The sequence below is a fragment of the Halobaculum sp. XH14 genome (genome assembly GCF_032116555.1).
Lineage (GTDB): Archaea > Halobacteriota > Halobacteria > Halobacteriales > Haloferacaceae > Halorarum > Halorarum halobium.
On the sequence record NZ_CP134949.1, the window covers coordinates 2786041 to 2802264 of the forward strand.

The 16224-nt window shown below is 71.3% G+C and carries 17 protein-coding genes; 10 read left to right on the forward strand and 7 right to left on the reverse strand.

Going from position 1 to position 16224, the window contains the following annotated elements; translation table 11 throughout:
• Positions 1-216 precede the first annotated feature (216 nt).
• Together RJT50_RS14225 and RJT50_RS14230 are read left to right on the forward strand one after the other, a co-directional pair.
• On the forward strand, positions 217-1482 hold the full coding sequence (locus RJT50_RS14225; RefSeq protein WP_313692179.1) for a putative manganese transporter: 1266 nt from the start codon (positions 217-219) through the stop codon (positions 1480-1482).
• Positions 1483-1554: 72 nt separating this feature from the next.
• Entirely contained in the window at positions 1555-1998 is a 444-nt protein-coding gene (locus tag RJT50_RS14230) for a universal stress protein (protein WP_313692180.1), read from the forward strand.
• Positions 1999-2043: 45 nt separating this feature from the next.
• Here the strand turns inward: RJT50_RS14230 and truD are convergent, their stop codons facing one another.
• Together truD and pth2 are read right to left on the reverse strand one after the other, a co-directional pair.
• Positions 2044-3396, reverse strand: a complete 1353-nt coding sequence (truD, locus tag RJT50_RS14235; RefSeq protein ID WP_313692181.1) for a tRNA pseudouridine(13) synthase TruD — start codon at positions 3394-3396, stop codon at positions 2044-2046.
• The gene (gene pth2 / locus RJT50_RS14240; RefSeq protein ID WP_313692182.1) at positions 3396-3734 is read right to left on the reverse strand and encodes a peptidyl-tRNA hydrolase Pth2; all 339 of its coding nucleotides are present in this window, start codon (positions 3732-3734) and stop codon (positions 3396-3398) included. Before pth2 ends, truD begins: the two co-directional genes overlap by 1 nt.
• Positions 3735-4050: 316 nt before the next feature.
• Between pth2 and RJT50_RS14245 the strand changes: the two genes are divergently transcribed.
• The 4 genes from RJT50_RS14245 to RJT50_RS14260 are packed head-to-tail and all read left to right on the forward strand — an operon-like array spanning position 4051 to position 7042.
• The gene (locus RJT50_RS14245) at positions 4051-4779 is read left to right on the forward strand and encodes a Yip1 family protein (RefSeq protein WP_313692183.1); all 729 of its coding nucleotides are present in this window, start codon (positions 4051-4053) and stop codon (positions 4777-4779) included.
• Positions 4780-4837: 58 nt separating this feature from the next.
• Entirely contained in the window at positions 4838-5455 is a 618-nt protein-coding gene (gene dcd, locus RJT50_RS14250; protein ID WP_313692184.1) for a dCTP deaminase, read from the forward strand.
• A gap of 1 nt (position 5456) precedes the next feature.
• Complete coding sequence (locus RJT50_RS14255; RefSeq protein WP_313692185.1) at positions 5457-6356, forward strand: thiamine-phosphate synthase family protein; 900 nt, start codon at positions 5457-5459, stop codon at positions 6354-6356.
• A gap of 29 nt (positions 6357-6385) precedes the next feature.
• Positions 6386-7042, forward strand: a complete 657-nt coding sequence (locus RJT50_RS14260) for a class I SAM-dependent methyltransferase (RefSeq protein WP_313692187.1) — start codon at positions 6386-6388, stop codon at positions 7040-7042.
• Positions 7043-7105: 63 nt separating this feature from the next.
• Here the strand turns inward: RJT50_RS14260 and RJT50_RS14265 are convergent, their stop codons facing one another.
• Positions 7106-7258 carry a DUF7563 family protein gene (locus RJT50_RS14265; RefSeq protein ID WP_313692189.1) on the reverse strand — a complete coding sequence of 51 codons (153 nt, stop codon included), beginning with the start codon at positions 7256-7258 and terminating at the stop codon, positions 7106-7108.
• A 335-nt stretch (positions 7259-7593) separates the two neighbouring features.
• Between RJT50_RS14265 and RJT50_RS14270 the strand changes: the two genes are divergently transcribed.
• From RJT50_RS14270 to RJT50_RS14280, 3 genes are all read left to right on the forward strand, one after another.
• Positions 7594-8589 (forward strand): GNAT family N-acetyltransferase, encoded by a 996-nt coding sequence (locus RJT50_RS14270; RefSeq protein ID WP_313692191.1) that lies wholly within the window; start codon positions 7594-7596, stop codon positions 8587-8589.
• Positions 8590-8758: 169 nt separating this feature from the next.
• The gene (locus RJT50_RS14275; protein WP_313692192.1) at positions 8759-9790 is read left to right on the forward strand and encodes a glutathione S-transferase family protein; all 1032 of its coding nucleotides are present in this window, start codon (positions 8759-8761) and stop codon (positions 9788-9790) included.
• An 89-nt stretch (positions 9791-9879) separates the two neighbouring features.
• Positions 9880-11031: a pyridoxal phosphate-dependent aminotransferase gene (locus RJT50_RS14280; RefSeq protein ID WP_313692193.1), complete on the forward strand. Its 1152-nt coding sequence runs from the start codon at positions 9880-9882 to the stop codon at positions 11029-11031.
• A 114-nt stretch (positions 11032-11145) separates the two neighbouring features.
• On the opposite strand, the gene RJT50_RS14285 is transcribed toward RJT50_RS14280, so the two are convergent.
• The gene (locus tag RJT50_RS14285) at positions 11146-12147 is read right to left on the reverse strand and encodes an arsenic resistance protein (protein ID WP_313692194.1); all 1002 of its coding nucleotides are present in this window, start codon (positions 12145-12147) and stop codon (positions 11146-11148) included.
• Between the two features lie 185 nt (positions 12148-12332).
• Between RJT50_RS14285 and RJT50_RS14290 the strand changes: the two genes are divergently transcribed.
• On the forward strand, positions 12333-13496 hold the full coding sequence (locus tag RJT50_RS14290; protein WP_313692195.1) for a molybdopterin-dependent oxidoreductase: 1164 nt from the start codon (positions 12333-12335) through the stop codon (positions 13494-13496).
• Here RJT50_RS14290 and RJT50_RS14295 read toward each other — a convergent pair.
• The 3 genes from RJT50_RS14295 to RJT50_RS14305 all read right to left on the reverse strand — a co-directional run bounded on the left by RJT50_RS14295 (position 13493) and on the right by RJT50_RS14305 (position 16120).
• The gene (locus RJT50_RS14295) at positions 13493-13963 is read right to left on the reverse strand and encodes an NUDIX domain-containing protein (RefSeq protein WP_313692196.1); all 471 of its coding nucleotides are present in this window, start codon (positions 13961-13963) and stop codon (positions 13493-13495) included. The genes RJT50_RS14290 and RJT50_RS14295 overlap by 4 nt on opposite strands.
• Before the next feature lie 373 nt (positions 13964-14336).
• Positions 14337-15152 (reverse strand): 4-phosphopantoate--beta-alanine ligase, encoded by an 816-nt coding sequence (locus RJT50_RS14300; RefSeq protein WP_313692198.1) that lies wholly within the window; start codon positions 15150-15152, stop codon positions 14337-14339.
• A 59-nt stretch (positions 15153-15211) separates the two neighbouring features.
• Positions 15212-16120, reverse strand: a complete 909-nt coding sequence (locus RJT50_RS14305; RefSeq protein ID WP_313692200.1) for a pantoate kinase — start codon at positions 16118-16120, stop codon at positions 15212-15214.
• Between the last annotated feature and the right edge of the window lie 104 nt (positions 16121-16224).

Here is a 16224-nt window from a genome sequence, read left to right on the forward strand (position 1 = left end):
ATGGGTCCCCCGCCACGTGCCCCAATGGCGGAGTGCCCAGCGCGGTAAGAACGGCACATGTGGTCGCCCGGCGAGCGACGGGTGATCACCAGCTACCCAGTTAGACCGACCAAAGAGTATAAGAGAACGGAGGCTCGAGTAATATTTGATGAGTCTAAATATAGAGTTTGGGTCGCCTTCCACCGGCCGGCGACGTCCGGGCCGGGATCGACGGCGATGACGCTCCTCCAGTCCGTGGGCGCGGGGGTGGGGGAGTTGCTCGACATCACCGCCCAGCAGGCGTTCGACATCCTCGTCTTCTCGGTCAGGGACGGGTTCGTGCAGGTGAGCGCGTTCGTCGCGGTCACGGTGCTCCTCTTCAGCTACATCCAGTACCGGACCGGGGGACGGATCGTCACGTACCTCGAGAACAACGAGCGGATGCAGCCCATCGCCGGCGCGCTGCTCGGGCTGACGCCCGGCTGTGGCGGCGCGATCATCGCGATGCCGCTGTACATCCGCGGCACCGTGAGCTTCGGGACGGTCGTCGCCGCCCTCGCGGCGACGGCGGGCGACTCGGCGTTCGTCATCCTCGCGCTCGCCCCCGAGGCGGCGGCCTACGCCTACGGGATGGCGTTCGTTTCGGCCATCCTGTTCGGCTACGCGATCGACGGCTGGGGGCTCGGCATCGGCCGGGTCGACCGCGCGGTCGACCGGCTCAGCCGGCCGGTGACCGACGGCGGGTTCGCCACGGCGAACGTCGCCAGCGGCGGCCCCAGCGTCGACGGCTACGAGATGGAACACGACGGCCACGGGCACGACCCCGAGCAGCCGTCGGGGACGCTGACGACGGTCAGCCACGCGGTCCACGTCCTCTGGTGGGTCGTCGCCGCCGCAGGACTCGTCGCGGGCGTCATGTACCTGGCGCGGGGCGCCCCGGAGGTCCCCCTCGCGTTCGACCCGACGTTCTTCGGCCTGTTCACCGTCGCGGGGCTCGTGGGGACGACCGCGTCGTTCTACCTCCACTTCGTCGGCCGGCGATACATCGGCGAGGGGGAGGCGGGCCGCATCCGGGACAACTTCTCCAGCGCGTACGAGACGTTCCAGCACGCGGCCATGGAGACGAGCATGGTCACGGTGTGGGTCATCGCCGCCTACCTCATCTACGAGTACGGCATCGTGATCTTCTCGCTGGACGTCGGCGCGCTCACCGCGGCCGCCGGGGTGCTCGCCCCCATCGCGGGCGCGCTGCTCGGCCTGATCCCGGGCTGTGCGCCACAGATCGTCTTCGCCCAGATATACGCGGAGGGCGGCATCCCGTTCTCCGCGCTGACGGCCAACGCGATCAGCCAGGACGGCGACGCGCTGTTCCCGCTGATGGCGATCGACATGAAGGCCGCCATCGTCGCCACGATCTACACGACGATCCCGGCGCTGATCGTCGGGGTGCTCGTCTACTACCTGTGGCCGTTCGCCCACTTCGGGTTCGGGGTGCTCGGATGACCCGCCGACGCCGGCGCGCCGCCGCGGTCGGGGGACGGCTCGCCAGCCACGCCCGGCTGGGAGGTGACTGACGTGTACGAGCGCGTCCTCGTCCCGACCGACGGGAGCGAGCTCTCGGAGACGGCGGCCCGACACGCCCTCGACGTCGCAGCGCAGTACGGCGCGACGCTTCACGCCATCTACGTCGTCGACACGGACACGGGCTGGCTGACCGTCTCGAAGGCGGACGTGCGCGACGCGATCCGGGAGCTCGGCGACAACGCCGGCGAGGAGGCGATCGAGAGCGTCGAACGGCTCGCGGCCGACGCCGACGTGGACCTGGTGACGGCCGTCCTCGACGGGTCGCCCGACGACGAGATCCTCCGGTACGCCGACGAACACGACGCGGACCTGATCGTGATGGGCACCCACGGCCGGGACGGCATCGGCCGCCGGGTCGTCGGGAGCATCACCGAGCGGGTCGTCAGAGGGGCCTCCGTCCCCGTGATGGCCGTCAACGCCGGCTCCGACGACTGAGACGCGAGCGTCGGTTCTGTTCGAGTGGCCCCGGTTCCGCGGTCCTCAGTGCCGCTCCGGGCTCCCCTTCAGATACTCCCGCAGCAGCGTCGTCGCGTACGACCCCGACGGCAGCGCGAACGAGAACACCGGGTCGCCCTCGCGCTCCGCGACCGCGAGGTCGGTCGTCAGTGCGATGGCCCGCCGCGTTCCGGTCGACTCGAACTCGCCCGGGAGCGCGAAGTCCGCCCGCCCGACGTCCAGTTCCGCGAACACCTCGCGTTCGATCTCGCCAGGTTCGCCGTCCGCGAACTCGGTGTCGGTGCCGACGAGCGGCGCGGTGACGAACGCCCGACCGCGCTCGCAGTGGCGCGCGAGGACGTCGACCCGACCCTCGGTGGCGCGCTGAACCCTGTCCGTGTCCGGCTTGGGGAATTTCACGTCGCGCTCGGCGAAGCAACAGACGTCGCCCTCGACGGGGCGGTGGAACGGCAGGCCGCGCCGGAGGCGCTCGCTGAGGATCCTGTTGAACGCGTACGACTGCGCGGCGTTGACGAACAGCCGCTGGAGGTTCGAGGGGACGGCCTCCAGCGTCTCGCGCCAGTCGGCCCCCTCCGCGAGCCGGTGGAGCATCGACCGCTCGTAGCGCAGTCGACCGGGCATCGCGTCGAGCGCGGCGCTCCAGTCCGTGTCGGCCGCGTCGGCCTCGCGCTCGACGACGTTCCTGGCGGCTTGCGAGCCCTCGGGTTCCGTCTCGTAGGGGTTGCCGACGTACGCGAGCACCGCGCCGCGCCAGTCGCCCCGGAGGACGTGCAGGCCGACCTCGTGGGTGACGGGCCGCCTGCTGCCGAACCGCTGGTGGCCGAAGTAGTTCGGGACGGCGACCTCGGCGGGCGCGTCCGCGGATTCATCGAGCCCCTCGCCGTCGTCCCCGGCGAACGCTCGGAGGTCGGCGGTGATGGGGGCGGGGTCGCCCGCCGCGTCGCGGACGCGGATCTCGAACTCGTTGCCCGCGAGGTCGCCGAAGGTGAGGGCTCGACCCACCCGGCCGAGCACCTCGACGTCGGCGTTCCGGACCTCGGGAATCCGCTCGGGGTCGACGTCCCGGACCGTGAACAGCTGTGTCGTCACGGCGTGCTTGTCCTTCGTTCCGGCCCAGGAGACGCGCTCGCGGCTGATTCCCAGGTCGTCGGAGAGCCGCCCGGCGAAGTCGTTCGTGTCCCAGCCGCGCAGCGTCGCCCGGAGGAGGACGTGCGGGTACGAGCCGGGGTCCGAGTCGACGGGCTCTGGCACCATCCGCTCGCGCTCGCGGACGACGAAGTCCTCGGGCTCCTCGCGGAGGTGGCCGCCGATGCCGTCGGCGTCGCTGACGTAGAAGTCGACGCCGACGACCCGTTCGCGGGGGTGGGCCTCGCGCATCAGTACAGCGGCAGGTCGCCGGTCACCTTGTCGACGACGTCGTCCCGGCCCGGACCGACCGCGAGCGCGGTGACGGTGCCCGGGTCGAGCTGGGTGTGCCCGGCGTCGCGGACGACGGCGTACGGCAGCCCCTCGCGCTCGGCGACGTCGGCGAGTTCGAACAGCTGCGACTCGCTCTGGCCCTTGAGGACGACCTTCTTTTGCCCCTCGCCCTTCCACTCCTTGCGGGTTCTCCGGTCGGCGTCCTCGTACGCCGAGAGGGCGGCGTGTGCCACCTGTGCGGCGAGCTTGCCCGTCCCCATCCCGATGTCGGTCCGGGCGACGATGGCCTGTTTCATGGTTCGTGGGTGGTTCCGGGCGGGGTATAGGTGCTGTTATCCGTATGGGTTGATTTCGGCTCGTTTCGTGGTTGGACGACGTTTTCGATGAGGGGGGCTGGCTCGAACGATCTCGTGGCTCGGTCGGTCGGTGTGGCCCACGCCTCGAAAGCCCCCGTGGGTGTCGGCTCTTCCGTCGGCTCATTCGGCACCACGACCGCCTGGAAAGCGTGCGTCACGGTGACCAAACCGACGACCGAGCCCAGAACCACGGATACGATCCGGACCGTGAACGAGTCACAAAACCCATACCGGAGCCACGAAACGCACACCGCAAATGAGCGGTCCCCGAACGCCCCTCCTCCGTCCAGGGTCGTACTTCGAATCACACGACGGCTCCCCGCCAGTGGCGGACGCCGCCATCGCCGTCGCGGTCGTCGCGGCCCTTACGGCCGGCGGCGTCGGCCTGTTCCTCGGCGAGTTCGCGGCCTCCGTCGACGCGACCGTCGAGATGGACAATCCCGAGCACCGGCCCGAGTGGGCCTGCGAGAACTACGAGAACATGGACGTCTCGACGCCGTCCGGCTGTGGCTCGTCCGTCCCCGAGACGGTCGACCGGGACCTGGGCACGCTCGTCGCCGAGGAGCTCTCGTGGCTCCCCTGGGCGACCCTGTTCGTCGTTCCCGTCTTCTGGCTGTTCCAGGCCGGCGTGCTCCACGCGCTGACCGCGATGGCCGGCGGCGAGGGGTCGTTCGCCGGCACGCTCTCGGTCGCCGGTTGGGGGATGGTGCCCAGCATCGCACGGCTGCTCGGCGTCGGCGCGGTGATCCTCTACCAGCTTCGCACGACGCCGGTTCCGGGCTCGCCAGAAGGGGCCGTCGCCGCGCTGGAGGCCGCACTCGCCGGGCTGGGAACGATCTCCATCGGTGCCGCGCTCGTGGTGGCCGTCTGGGGCGGGTACGTGCGGACGTACGGGCTCGCGTCCGCCCGCGACGTCTCGTTCGACGAGGCGCTCATCATCGTCGCCGCGACGACACTCGTCGGGCTCGGCTTCGAGCTGGTCTGATCGGCCGGCCCGGGACGGAGCGGTAGGGTTTACGTCGCCGCGTAACGGTCATCGTGACATGATACTGGCCGACACCGACATCCTCGCGCGCCTCCGCGACGGGGACCTCGTGGTCGACCCGCTCGCGGACGTGGACATGCAGGTACAGCCCGCGAGCATCGACCTCCGACTCGGCCCGGAGTTCCTCGAGTTCCGGCGGACGAACATCCCCTGTATCCACCCGAACGACGAGCGCGAGGTCGACGAGTACGTGACCCAGACGCACGTCCCCGAGGGCGAGGACTTCATCCTCCACCCCGGCGACTTCGTGCTCGGCACGACGAAGGAGCGCGTCGAGATCCCAGACGACCTCGTGGCTCACGTCGAGGGGCGCTCCTCGCTGGGCCGCCTCGCCATCGTCGTCCACGCGACCGCCGGCCTCTGTGACCCCGGCTACCGGGGCCAGATCACCCTCGAACTGTCGAACCTCGGCAACGCGCCCGTCGCGCTCTCGCCGGGCATGCGCGTCTCACAGCTCACCTTCACGGAGCTGAAATCGCCCGCGGACCGCCCGTACGGCAGCGAGCGCGGATCGAAGTATCAGGGCCAGTCCGGCCCGCAGGCCTCGCGCATCGGCGACGACCCGGAGTTCGTGGAGAACGGCCCCGAGGACGTCGACGGAACGGCGGTGGAGTAGCGTGCGGTTCATCGAGGAGATCGTCGTCGAGGAGTTCCTCCCGACGGTGCGGTCGATGCTCGCCGGGGAACTCCGCGACCGTGGGCTCACCCAGCGGGAGGTCGCCGACGTGCTCGGAATTAGCCAGTCGGCAGTCTCGAAGTACGCCCACGGCGAGGTCGGCAGACGGGAGGAGATCCTCCGCGACGAGCGCGTCGTGGCGCTCGTCGAGCGGGTCGCGGACGGCCTCGCCTCGGGGGACATGAGCCCTGTCGCGGCGCTGGTCGAGTTCGAGGTGCTCGTGCGCGAACTGGAGGACGGCGACGTGCTCGCGGAACTCCACGAGGAGGCGATGCCGGAACTCGCGGACGCCGAGTACGACTTCGTGGTCCACGACCCCGACAGCGCGCTCCGCGAGCGCGAGCGGACGCTCGCCTCGCTCCGGCGCGGCCTGCGGACGCTCACCAACACCTCCGGGTTCGCGGGGCTCATCCCGCACGTCGGCTCGAACCTCGTCGAGTGTCTCCCGGACGCGACCGGCATCGAGGACGTCGCGGCCGTTCCGGGCCGCATCTTCGACGTGAAGGGCCGCGCGACCGTCCCCGGCGACCCGGAGTTCGGCGTCAGCGAGCACGTCGCCGGCGTCCTGCTCTCGGCGCGGGCCGCCGGGGCCGACGTGCGCGCCGCCGTGAACATCACCCACGACGCCGACATCGTGGCGACGCTGGAGGCCGCGGGCCACGACTGCGTCGCGTTCGACCCCGACGCGCCGACCGACCCCGTCCGCGCGGCGCTGTCGGACCGCGAGGTGGCCGGGACGGTCGTGGTGTACCAGGCCGGCGGCTTCGGCATCGAGCCGGTCGTCTACGTGCTCGGCCCGGACGCCGCCAGCGTCGTCGACGTGGTGCGCGAATTGGTGTGATGGCCAATCCGGCTATCGAGGGGGCCTGAATGGACGCCCCCGAGTTCTACACGACGTTCTCGACGCTCTACGACGCGCTGGCCCGCCACGGCCCGGGCGTCGGCCGCCTCCGCGAGGCGCTCGCCGACGCGCTCGCGCCCGCTCCCGGCGACACGGTCGTCGAACTCGGCTGCGGGACGGGCGCGAACCATCCCCACTTCCGCGACCTGATCGGCCCCGCCGGCCGGTACGTCGGCGTCGACTTCTCGCCGGGCGTCCTCGACGTCGCCAGCGACCGCGAGCGGGCGGCGGGCGCGGCGTTCGTCCGCGCCGACGCGACGCGGCCGCCGATCCGTTCGGCCTCGGTCGACGCCTGCTGTTCCGCGTTCGTCTCGGGGATGCTCGCGGAGCCGGCGGCCGCGGTCCGGACGTGGGCCGACCTCGTCGGCCCGGGCGGTCGGCTGGCGCTGCTCGACCTCGCGCGGACGACGCGGCCCGGCTGGCGGCTGCTCAACCCCGGCTTCCGACTGTTCGTCCGCCTCGGCTCGCCGCCCGGCGGCGCGAACCCGTTCGACGGGAGCCCGACCGCGCGGCTGGACGAGCGCGTGGCGGCGGCTCACCGGGAACTCGGAACCCGCTGTAGCGACGTGACGACCGCGACGCTCGCGGGCGGGTTCGCCCGCGTGAGCGCCGGCACCGTGCGATAATCGGCCGCGTTCCCCCCTCGATTCGTCGACGGTCCCCCCGGGGCGTGGTCGCGGTCAGGCGTCTCAGCGCGTCGCGCGCGCCTCGCGCACGTCGCCGCCGTCCCGGACCAGGTCCTCACAGTGGGGACACACGCGCGGTCCGTCCGTCTCGTCGGGCGCGAACACCCGAACGTACCGATCGGACACGGAGGACCCGCAGTTGGTACACTCTCGCATACGAGCGGTCGGGTTTCTCGGCATCCGCCATAAATTTCGTGGCTCCGACAGTCGAAACATCGTTCTCCGTGGAGGCGACCCTTCCGCCTCCCGCGTGGCCGGAAGCGGGGAGCCGTCGTCCGGCCGTCCTCGACCACGCCAGCCGGGTACCGATCCGTCGCCACCCGGCCGGAACTGGTAAGTAACTCGTCCGAAACCGTCGATAATCCGTCCATAACAAATCCGTCCGTCTCCGGTTAGTTCGTTGATGAGTCGCGCAGCACTCAGGGAGTCGACTGGAGCATCGAGAGCGAGTATCGGCCCCCGGCGGCCGGGGGCCGGGAGGTGACGGGCTGATGAGCGTCCGCGTCGAGGAGGTCGGGGACGGGACGGAGTGGAACGAACTACTCGCCGGGAGTCGGGGCGGCTCGCCGTTCCACCGGTACGAGTTCCTCGAGACGTGTGCCCGCCACGGCGACGCCACGGTCCACCCGTACGTCGGCTACAAGGGCGAGGAGCCGATCGGGCTGTTTCCCGTCCTCGAGGCGCGGAAGGGGCCGTTCACCGCCGCGTTCTCGCCGCCGCCTGACCTGAAGGTCCCGTATCTCGGCCCCGCGCCGCTGAACGCCGGGAAGCTGAAGCGGGGCAAACGCGAGCGGCGCAACCGCCGGTTCGTCGAGGCGGTGCTCGACCGCGTGGACCGCGAGTTCGGCCCGCGGTTCGTGAACGTCCGGACGAGCCCCGACTACGACGACGAGCGACCGTTCGTCTGGGCGGGCTACGACGCGACGCCGCGGTACACCTACGTGCTCGATCTCACCGAGAACGTCGAGGACCTTCGCATGGCGCTCAACTCGGGCGTGCGCAAGTCCGTCCGCGAGCGTGCCGACGGGTTCGAGATCGCCGAGGCGGACCTCGGCGACGTCGAACGGATCATCGAGGGGGCCGCCCGCCGGCACGCGGAGAAGGGTGCCGACTACAACGTCACGCCGTCGTTCGTCACCGACCTCCACGACGCGCTCCCGGACGGGATGGTCCGGGCCCACGTCTGTCGACACGACGGCGAGTTCTGCGGGGGTGAGGTGTCCCTGGAGTACGACGGAACCGTCTACGGCTGGCAGTCCTACGGCGACCTCTCGCGTTCGGTGCCGGTGTACGATCTCATGTACTGGCACATCTTCCGGGCCGCGAAGGAGCGCGGCTGTACGGCCTACGACCTCCTCGGCGCGAACAACCCCGACCTCTGCCGGTACAAGGCGAAGTTCTCGCCGGAGCTACGGAAGTATCAGGCGCTGAACCGCGCGACCCTGGACATGAAGGCGGCCGCGAAGGTGTACAAGCGGCTGCGGTAGCGGGCGCTCGGAACCCCGCGTTTGCCCACACCGGTGATCGGCTCCTCCTCGTACGCACTCGCACCGGTAACCCGCTCGCCATCGCACGCGCTCCCACCGCACTTGCCCCCGAACGCGCCAGAGCGGCGCGGGTTTTTATCGCCGGGAGCCGAACGTCGGGCACGACCAAATGAGCGACGCCACCAACATGCTCGTCGACGGCGAGTGGCGCACCGACGTCAGGCGGGACACCGGCGACGGCGGCGAGTTCGAGCGGGACGAGACCAGCTTCCGGAACTGGATCGACGGCGCGGTGCCCGAGGCCGGCGCGGAGCCGGTCGAGAACCCCGAGTTCCCGGCCGAGCCCGGCCGCTACCACGTCTACATCAACCGGGCGTGCCCGTGGGCTCACCGGGTCGCGATGACGCGCGCCCTGAACGGACTGGAGGACGTCATCTCGCTCTCGCTCAGCAAGCCCGAGCGTGCCGACGAGGGCTGGGAGTTCTCCGAGGAACAGCCCGATCCGCTGTACGGCTCCGAGTACCTCCGCGAGATCTACACCCGTGCCGACGACGAGTACACCGGCCGCGTGACCGTGCCGGTGCTGTGGGACAAAGAGCGGGAGACCATCGTCAACAACGAGAGCGAGGAGATCATGCGGACCCTCGACACCGCGTTCGACGAGTTCGGCAACGGCGTCGACCTCTACCCCGAGGCGTACCGCGAGGAGATCGACGAGCGCATCGCCGACGTCTACCCCCGGATCAACAACGGCGTCTACCGCGCCGGCTTCGCCGGGACCCAGGCGGCCTACGACGACGCCGTCGACGACCTGTTCGACGCGCTGGACGAGTACGAACGGCGGCTCTCCGACCGGCGCTACCTTGTCGGCGACAGGCTCACCGAGGCCGACGTGGCGACGTTCGCCACGCTGGTCCGGTTCGATCACGTCTACCACACCCACTTCCGGTGTAACCGCCGGGCGATCCACGAGTACCCGAACCTCTGGGGGTACACGAAGGACGTGTTCCAGACTCCCGGCATCGAGGGGACGGTGAACCTCGATCACATCACGCGGCACTACTACAAGTCCCACGAGAGCCTGAACCCGAAACGCATCGTCCCGACTGGCCCCGACGTCGACTTCTCCGCGCCGCACGCCCGCGACAGCAAGCCCGGACTGTCGTTCGAGGAACTGGCCGAGGACGCGACGGCCGACTGAGGACGGCGCCGACGCCCGGCGGTCCCGAGTCGCCGCGTCCGGTTCGCCGGCGCGGGTATCCTTAACACGTTTCGCCCGTAGCCGTATCCATGCCCAGCCCCACCGCTCGCGTCCGCGCCTGTGACCGCTCCCGCATCCGCCTCATGTTCGACCTCGCAGACGAGGCCGAGCGCGCGGGGCGGGACCCGGTGCGCCTGGAGGTCGGCGAACCAGACTTCGACACGCCCGAACACGTCACCGAAGCGGCGTTCGACGCGGCCCGCGGGGGCGCGACCCACTACACCTCGAACGCCGGCCTGCCGGCGCTCCGCGAGGCCATCGCCGACACCCTGGCGGCCGAGTTCGGGGTCCGCCGGACGGCCGGCGAGGTGGTCGTCACGACCGGCGGGATGGAGGCGCTCCACCTCGCCGTGCTGGCGACGGTCGGGCCCGGCGAGGACCTGCTGATCCCCTCCCCCGGCTGGTCGAACTACTGGACGCAGGCGCGACTCGCCGACGCGAACCCGGTCGAGGTTCCGATGCCCGCGCCCGACTACGACCTGGACGCCGAGCGCGTGATCGACCGGATGGGACCGGACACCGCGGCGGTGATGCTCTGCTCGCCCTCGAACCCGACCGGGCGCGTCGCCGATCCGGATGCGGTCCGGGCCATCGTCGAGACCGCCGCCGAGCACGACGCCTACGTCGTCTCCGACGAGGTGTACGGGGCGCTCACCTACGACCGCGACCCCGAGAGCACGGCGTCGATGACGGGCAACCCCGAGCACGTGCTCACGGTCGGCTCCTGCTCGAAGGCGTACGCGATGACCGGCTGGCGGGTCGGCTGGCTCGCGGGCACGTCCGACGTCGTCGACGAGGCGACGAAGGTCCGGGAGTCGACCACCGCTTGCGCGCCGAGCATGGCCCAGCACGCGGCGATCGCCGCGCTCACCGGCCCGCAGGAGCCGTTCGAGGCGATGCACGAGGCGTTCCGCGAGCGCCGGGACTACGTCGACGACCGCCTCGCCGACATGGACGGCGTGACCGCGCCGCGGCCCGAGGGCGCCTTCTACGCGTTCCTAGACCCCGAGACGGACGAGGCCAGCCTCCCGCTGGCCGAGCGCCTGCTGGACGAGGGCGGGGTGGTGCTCGCCCCCGGTGACGGCTTCGGCGAGGCAGGACGGGGACAGCTTCGGCTCTCGTTCGCGAACTCGCTGGCACGGCTGGAGGAGGGGCTGGACCGCATCGAGGCGACGATATAGGGTCCGCCGTCGGCTGCCGAATCGACGGGGGCGGTAAGTCGGAGTGGGGGTGAGGCTCCACGGGCTCCGCCCTGAGCCGGGGCCGAAACGCCCGCTGCCGGCTGGAGCGAGCGCTCAATCGCCACGTAGCCGCTCGGGAACTGAAACCGGCGAAGGCGGCTCCGGGAGGAGCCACGAGGGGACGACCCGCGTGAGGACGACCATCCCGCCCAGTTCGACGAGCGTCTGCGTGACGACGACTGCCGGTGCCAGCCCGTAGCCCGCCGGGAGTGCCAGCGCCAGCGGGAGGACGACCAGCGAGTTCCGGGTGACGGACGTGAACACGAGCGCCCGGCCCTCACCGACGTCCATCCGGAACAGGCCGGCCGCCAGCCGTCCGAGCAACGGCATGACGACGAGAAAGGCGACGTACACCGGGACGACGGCCGTGATCCGGCCGATCGACTCCCCTACGCGCGGGAGCTGGGAGGCGATGACGACGAACAGCGTCACGCCCATCATCGGGACGGGAAGCCACCCCATCGTCTCCTGCCAGGACTCGCCCGTCCGGGAGCGTTCCGCCCACGCCTCGGTGAGCCACGCGAGCGCCAGCGGCGACGCGATGATGACCAGAAACGCCTCGATGAACGGGCCGGCCTCGATGACTTCGGCGACCTCGGCCCCCATGAAGAGCCAGAGGTACGCCGGAAGCAACAGCAGCTGGACGAGCATCAGGGCCGGCGTCGCCGCGGTGAGCTGTTCGGAATTCCCTCCCGCGAGTTCGGCGAAGGTGATGACGTAGTCGATACACGGCGTCAGGAGAACCATGAACACGCCCACCAGGATGGCCGGCTCCGGGGGCAGAACCCGGGTGAGCACCCAGACGACGACGGGGACGACGAGGAAGTTCATCCCGAGCGCAGCCGCCATGAACCGCCCGTTCGTGAACGCACGGCGGAGCCGGACGAACGGGATCTCGAGGAAGGTCACGTAGAGCAGAACCGCGAGGACGGGGTCGATCAGCCGTTCGACGACCGGAGCCGAACCCGGACGTGCCGCTCCGACTCCGACCGCCAGCGTGACCGCGACCGCGTACACGGCGATCTGATGCCGTCGGAGCCAGCTCCGCGTATCCATTCGTGCGCCGGTTCGGGACTACGGGAGAAACCGTCTTCGCTCCGAACCCGGCCCGACCGAGCGTTCGCCGGAGCCGGGGTCGAACGCCTGCGGAACGCCGAACCGACCTGCTCCCCGCCGAGACAGGCCGACCCAGCACGGTCGCCACCGCGGGACCTAACCCCCTCCGGCCCCTCTCCCCGGCCATGTTCGGGGGCGCTCGTTCCCGCCTCGCGGCCACGTTCCGGCGCGTGGAGCCGCCGCCGCGGGTCGTGGACTGGGCGCTCGCCGCGACGGTCGCGTTCCAGATCGGGTCGGGGCTCGTCTCGTTCACCGTCGGCTCGCCCGGCGGCGAGTGGGTGTTCTGGCTCCACTCGGCGGGCGGGCTGGCGCTCGTCGGCCTGCTCGCATTCAAACTGTGGCGCGTCCGCCGGCGGGTCACCACGCCGGCGGCGTGGGACGGCGCGACTCCCCTCTCGGTGCTCCAGGCGCTGGTCGCGGTCGCCGCGCTGGCGACGGGCGTCTTCTGGGTGGTCGGCGGCAACGTGCCGTTCCTCGGCTGGACGACGCTGAACCTCCACGTCGGGCTCGGGCTGGCACTCGTGCCCCTGATTCTGATCCACCTCGGCTCGAAGTACCACTCGCCGCGGGACGTCGACGTTGATCGCCGGGCCGCGCTCCGGACCGGCGCCCTGCTGGTCGGGGGTGCGCTCGCCTGGCAGGCCAGCGAGGCGACGGACCGCCTGCTCGGCGGGGCGTCGCGCCGGTTCACCGGCTCGAAGCCGACCGCGGATCTCTCGGGGGCCGAGACCGAAGGCGGCGAGTTCCCGGTCACGTCGTGGGTCGCGGACGACCCCGACCCGGTGGATCGGGACTCGTGGACGCTCTCGGTCGCCGGGCTGGTCGACGAGCCGCTCGAACTCGACTACGGCGAGGTGGACGGGGCGGCCGACGCCACGGCGGACGAGGGGGGTGGAGACGGGGCTGACGGCGACGCCGGCCGGGAGTCGAGGGCGACGCTCGAAGCCACGCTCGACTGCACCAGCGGCTGGTACACGATCCAGGAGTGGGGCGGCGTCCGCGTCGGCGACCTGCTCGAGTCGGCCGGCGCGGCCGAGGGGGCGCGATACGTCCGCTTCGTCTCGGTGACGGGCTACCGCTGGTCGCTGCCGGTCGAGGAGGCGCGGGACGTCCTGCTGGCGACGCGAGTCGGCGGGGACCGGCTGTCCCACGGCCACGGCGCGCCGGCACGACTCGTCGCCCCCGACCGGCGCGGGTTCCAGTGGGTGAAGTGGGTCGAGCGCGTGGAGGTCCGGCGGCGCGGCGACCCGGCGCAGTGGCTCGTAACCTTGGTCTCGGGGTTCGATTAGTCGCCCTCGGAGACGAGGTGGTCGACGCCGTCGGGGGCGAACAGGTCGGCGACGCCACGCGGGAAGAACGGTTCGGGCGCGTCCAGCAGGCTCTCGACGGTCCGCCACTCGGTGTCGTACTCGAAGGAGCCGCCGTCGTCGATTCCGTGGAACGAGTCGGTCCCGTACAGCGAGTCGTCGGCGAATCGGGCCTCGCGGACGACCACGAGGTCGTGGCCCGCCCGGTCGTTCCACCGGTAGACGTTCTCGACGGTCCCGACGACGGGGCCGGCCGCCACGTCGACGCCGAGTTCCTCCCGGAACTCGCGTTCGAGCGCGTCGTCGCTCGTCTCGCCGAACTCGATGCCGCCGCCGACGAACCGGCGCGCGTCTGTCAGTTCGGGCGGCATCTCGAGGGTCTGGACGAGGTACTCGTCCGTGCCGGGTCGCCGAAGGGCGCCGAGTACCGTCGCTCTGACGGAGGACATGGGGATTGGGTTGGACCCGGGATTCCACTAAATTCGTGTCGGTTTTATTTGGGTTCCAGCCAGTCCTCGCTCGACGTACGACCAAGTAACCGGACGGCGCGCGGCGGCCGCGCTCCGCGCGGCCGCTCGTGCGAGGGACGAGCACCGCAGCCGAAGGCGAGGAGCGCAGGAGGCTGGGGAGGGCGAGGCGCGGTGCTGTGCGGGGCGGTTGGGTGGGACTGAAAGGGGCCGCGGTTCTCGGCGAACCCCGACGACGCAAGCACCGCAACGCGACCGCAGGGAGCGTGAGGAGCGCAGCGAGGCGCGGGAGTCGAGAGCCGCGGGGGCTTTCGAGGCAGTCGCACTCCCCACACGAGATCATCCAGTAAACGCCCTACTCCAGATCGCCCTCACGGATCGCCCGCTCGGCCTCACGAAGCGCGGCCTCGCGGTCGAACTCCTGGAGCACGCGGACCAGTTCCTCCCGCGACGCGTCCGAGAGGGAACGAGCGTGCCGGGTGACGTTGGGCACCGCGCGGATGATGTTGTCGATGATCGGCACGGCGGCCATCCGCGGTGAGCGCGACAGCGGGTTGAGGTCGATGACGATCTCCGTCTTGCCCAGTTCGCCGAGCGCCTCCGCGCGGTCGCCGTCCTCCAGCGGGACGAGCACCACGTCGGCCGCGCCGATGCCGTCGGCGTCGACCTTCGCCCGCTCGTGGGCGATGCCGGGGATGCGCGCGTTCGCCGCCAGCCCCTTCACCTCGTCAGCGCCGTGCTCGCGGAGGTGTTCGGCGATGGCCGCCATCCGCTCCTCGCTCCGGTTGAACAGGTTCACCTCGATGTCGGCGCCGGTCGCGTCCGCGAGCGCGACGATCTCGCCGGGCACGAGCGCCGCGACGTTGCCGTTCACCGAGAGCACCGGGTGCTCCGCGAGGAGCAGGTGGGCGGCCGCCGCGCGGGCCGCGGCGTCGGCGCTCGGGAGGGTCTCCTCGCCGAGGAGGTAGTCGAACGCCTCGCCGCGGCCCTCGGCGATGAGCCCCTGCGTGGAGGTGATTCCCCGCTCTACGCCCTCCTCGATGCGGTGCCGCGTGAGCAGCGACTGGTACCTGGGGTGGTCCTCGGGGAGCTCCGACTCGTGGTCGACCTCCGGCGGGGCGCTCTCGTCCCCGCCGCTCGTCGCCTCGCTACCCGTCTCCTCGTCGGTCATACCCGTCTCTCGGGCCCGGCGCGTGAAAACTCACTCCGTTTCGACCGACCGTCCCGTCATCACTCCCTCTCCGTCGGCCGCAGCGTCGCCCCGGTCGGATGCACCGTACAGGCGGTCGCGTCGTAGCCCGCGTCCGAGAGTCCCGAGCCGAGCGCGAACGCCGTCCGGCCGAGCATCGCCATCGACGCCGCGGATCCCTCGGCCTCCGCGGCCGCGACGGCCTCGGCGACCTCCGGGACGAGCAGGCCGGCGTCCTCCGCGAACGTGCGGGCCGAGGCGAGCAGTTCGTCGAGCGACGGGTCGCGGAGGAGCCGCGTCAGCGCGTCCTCGCCCGCCGTCCGCACCGGGTCGAGGTCGCCGTCGAGCACCTCGGCCGTCGAGAGTTCGCCGAACGTGACGTACTCGACCCGCGGCCGGGCGGGCAGCCCGTCGAACTCGCCTTGGCCCGGCGCGCCCGGTTCGAGTCGAAGGGGGAGGCCGCCCCGGAACTGCGCGACCACGTCACCCAGTCCCGTTCCGGCTTCCACCTCGGCGACGTGCGCGACGCGGACGAGTTCGTTCTCGGTTCGGTCGAGCCCGAACGCGTCGTTGGCCGCGAGCGCGGTCGCCAGCGCGGCCGCCCCGGAGACGCCGAAACCCGCGCCGACGGGGAGGTCGGATTCGACGTCCACCTCGGTCCCCGCGTCGACCCCGAGTCCCGTCAGGACGCCCGCCACGGCCGCCATCCCGACGGGGTCGCCGTCGAGGGAGACGCGCGGCCCGTCGGCTGGGTCGTCCCCGTCGCCGCTTCCGGAGGGAGACTGACCGCCGGCCCCGCCGGCGGACGCCTTCCGGACCGTCACCTCGACGCCGTCCGAGAGTGCCAGCCCCGCCCCCCGCGAGCCCGCGCGAGCGGGGTCCTCGTGGGGGTAGGGGGCGAACAGCGCCGTGACGTGGCCGGGCGCGAACGCGGTCGACTCGTCGGTCATCACCCGTCAATGGCCGGGCCGGTAGGTATCGGTTATGGAACTCCTCCGCCGACCCGTCACTGCGGGTAAGTTCTGAGTTACCAAGGGTCTGGCCGCCGTTCACG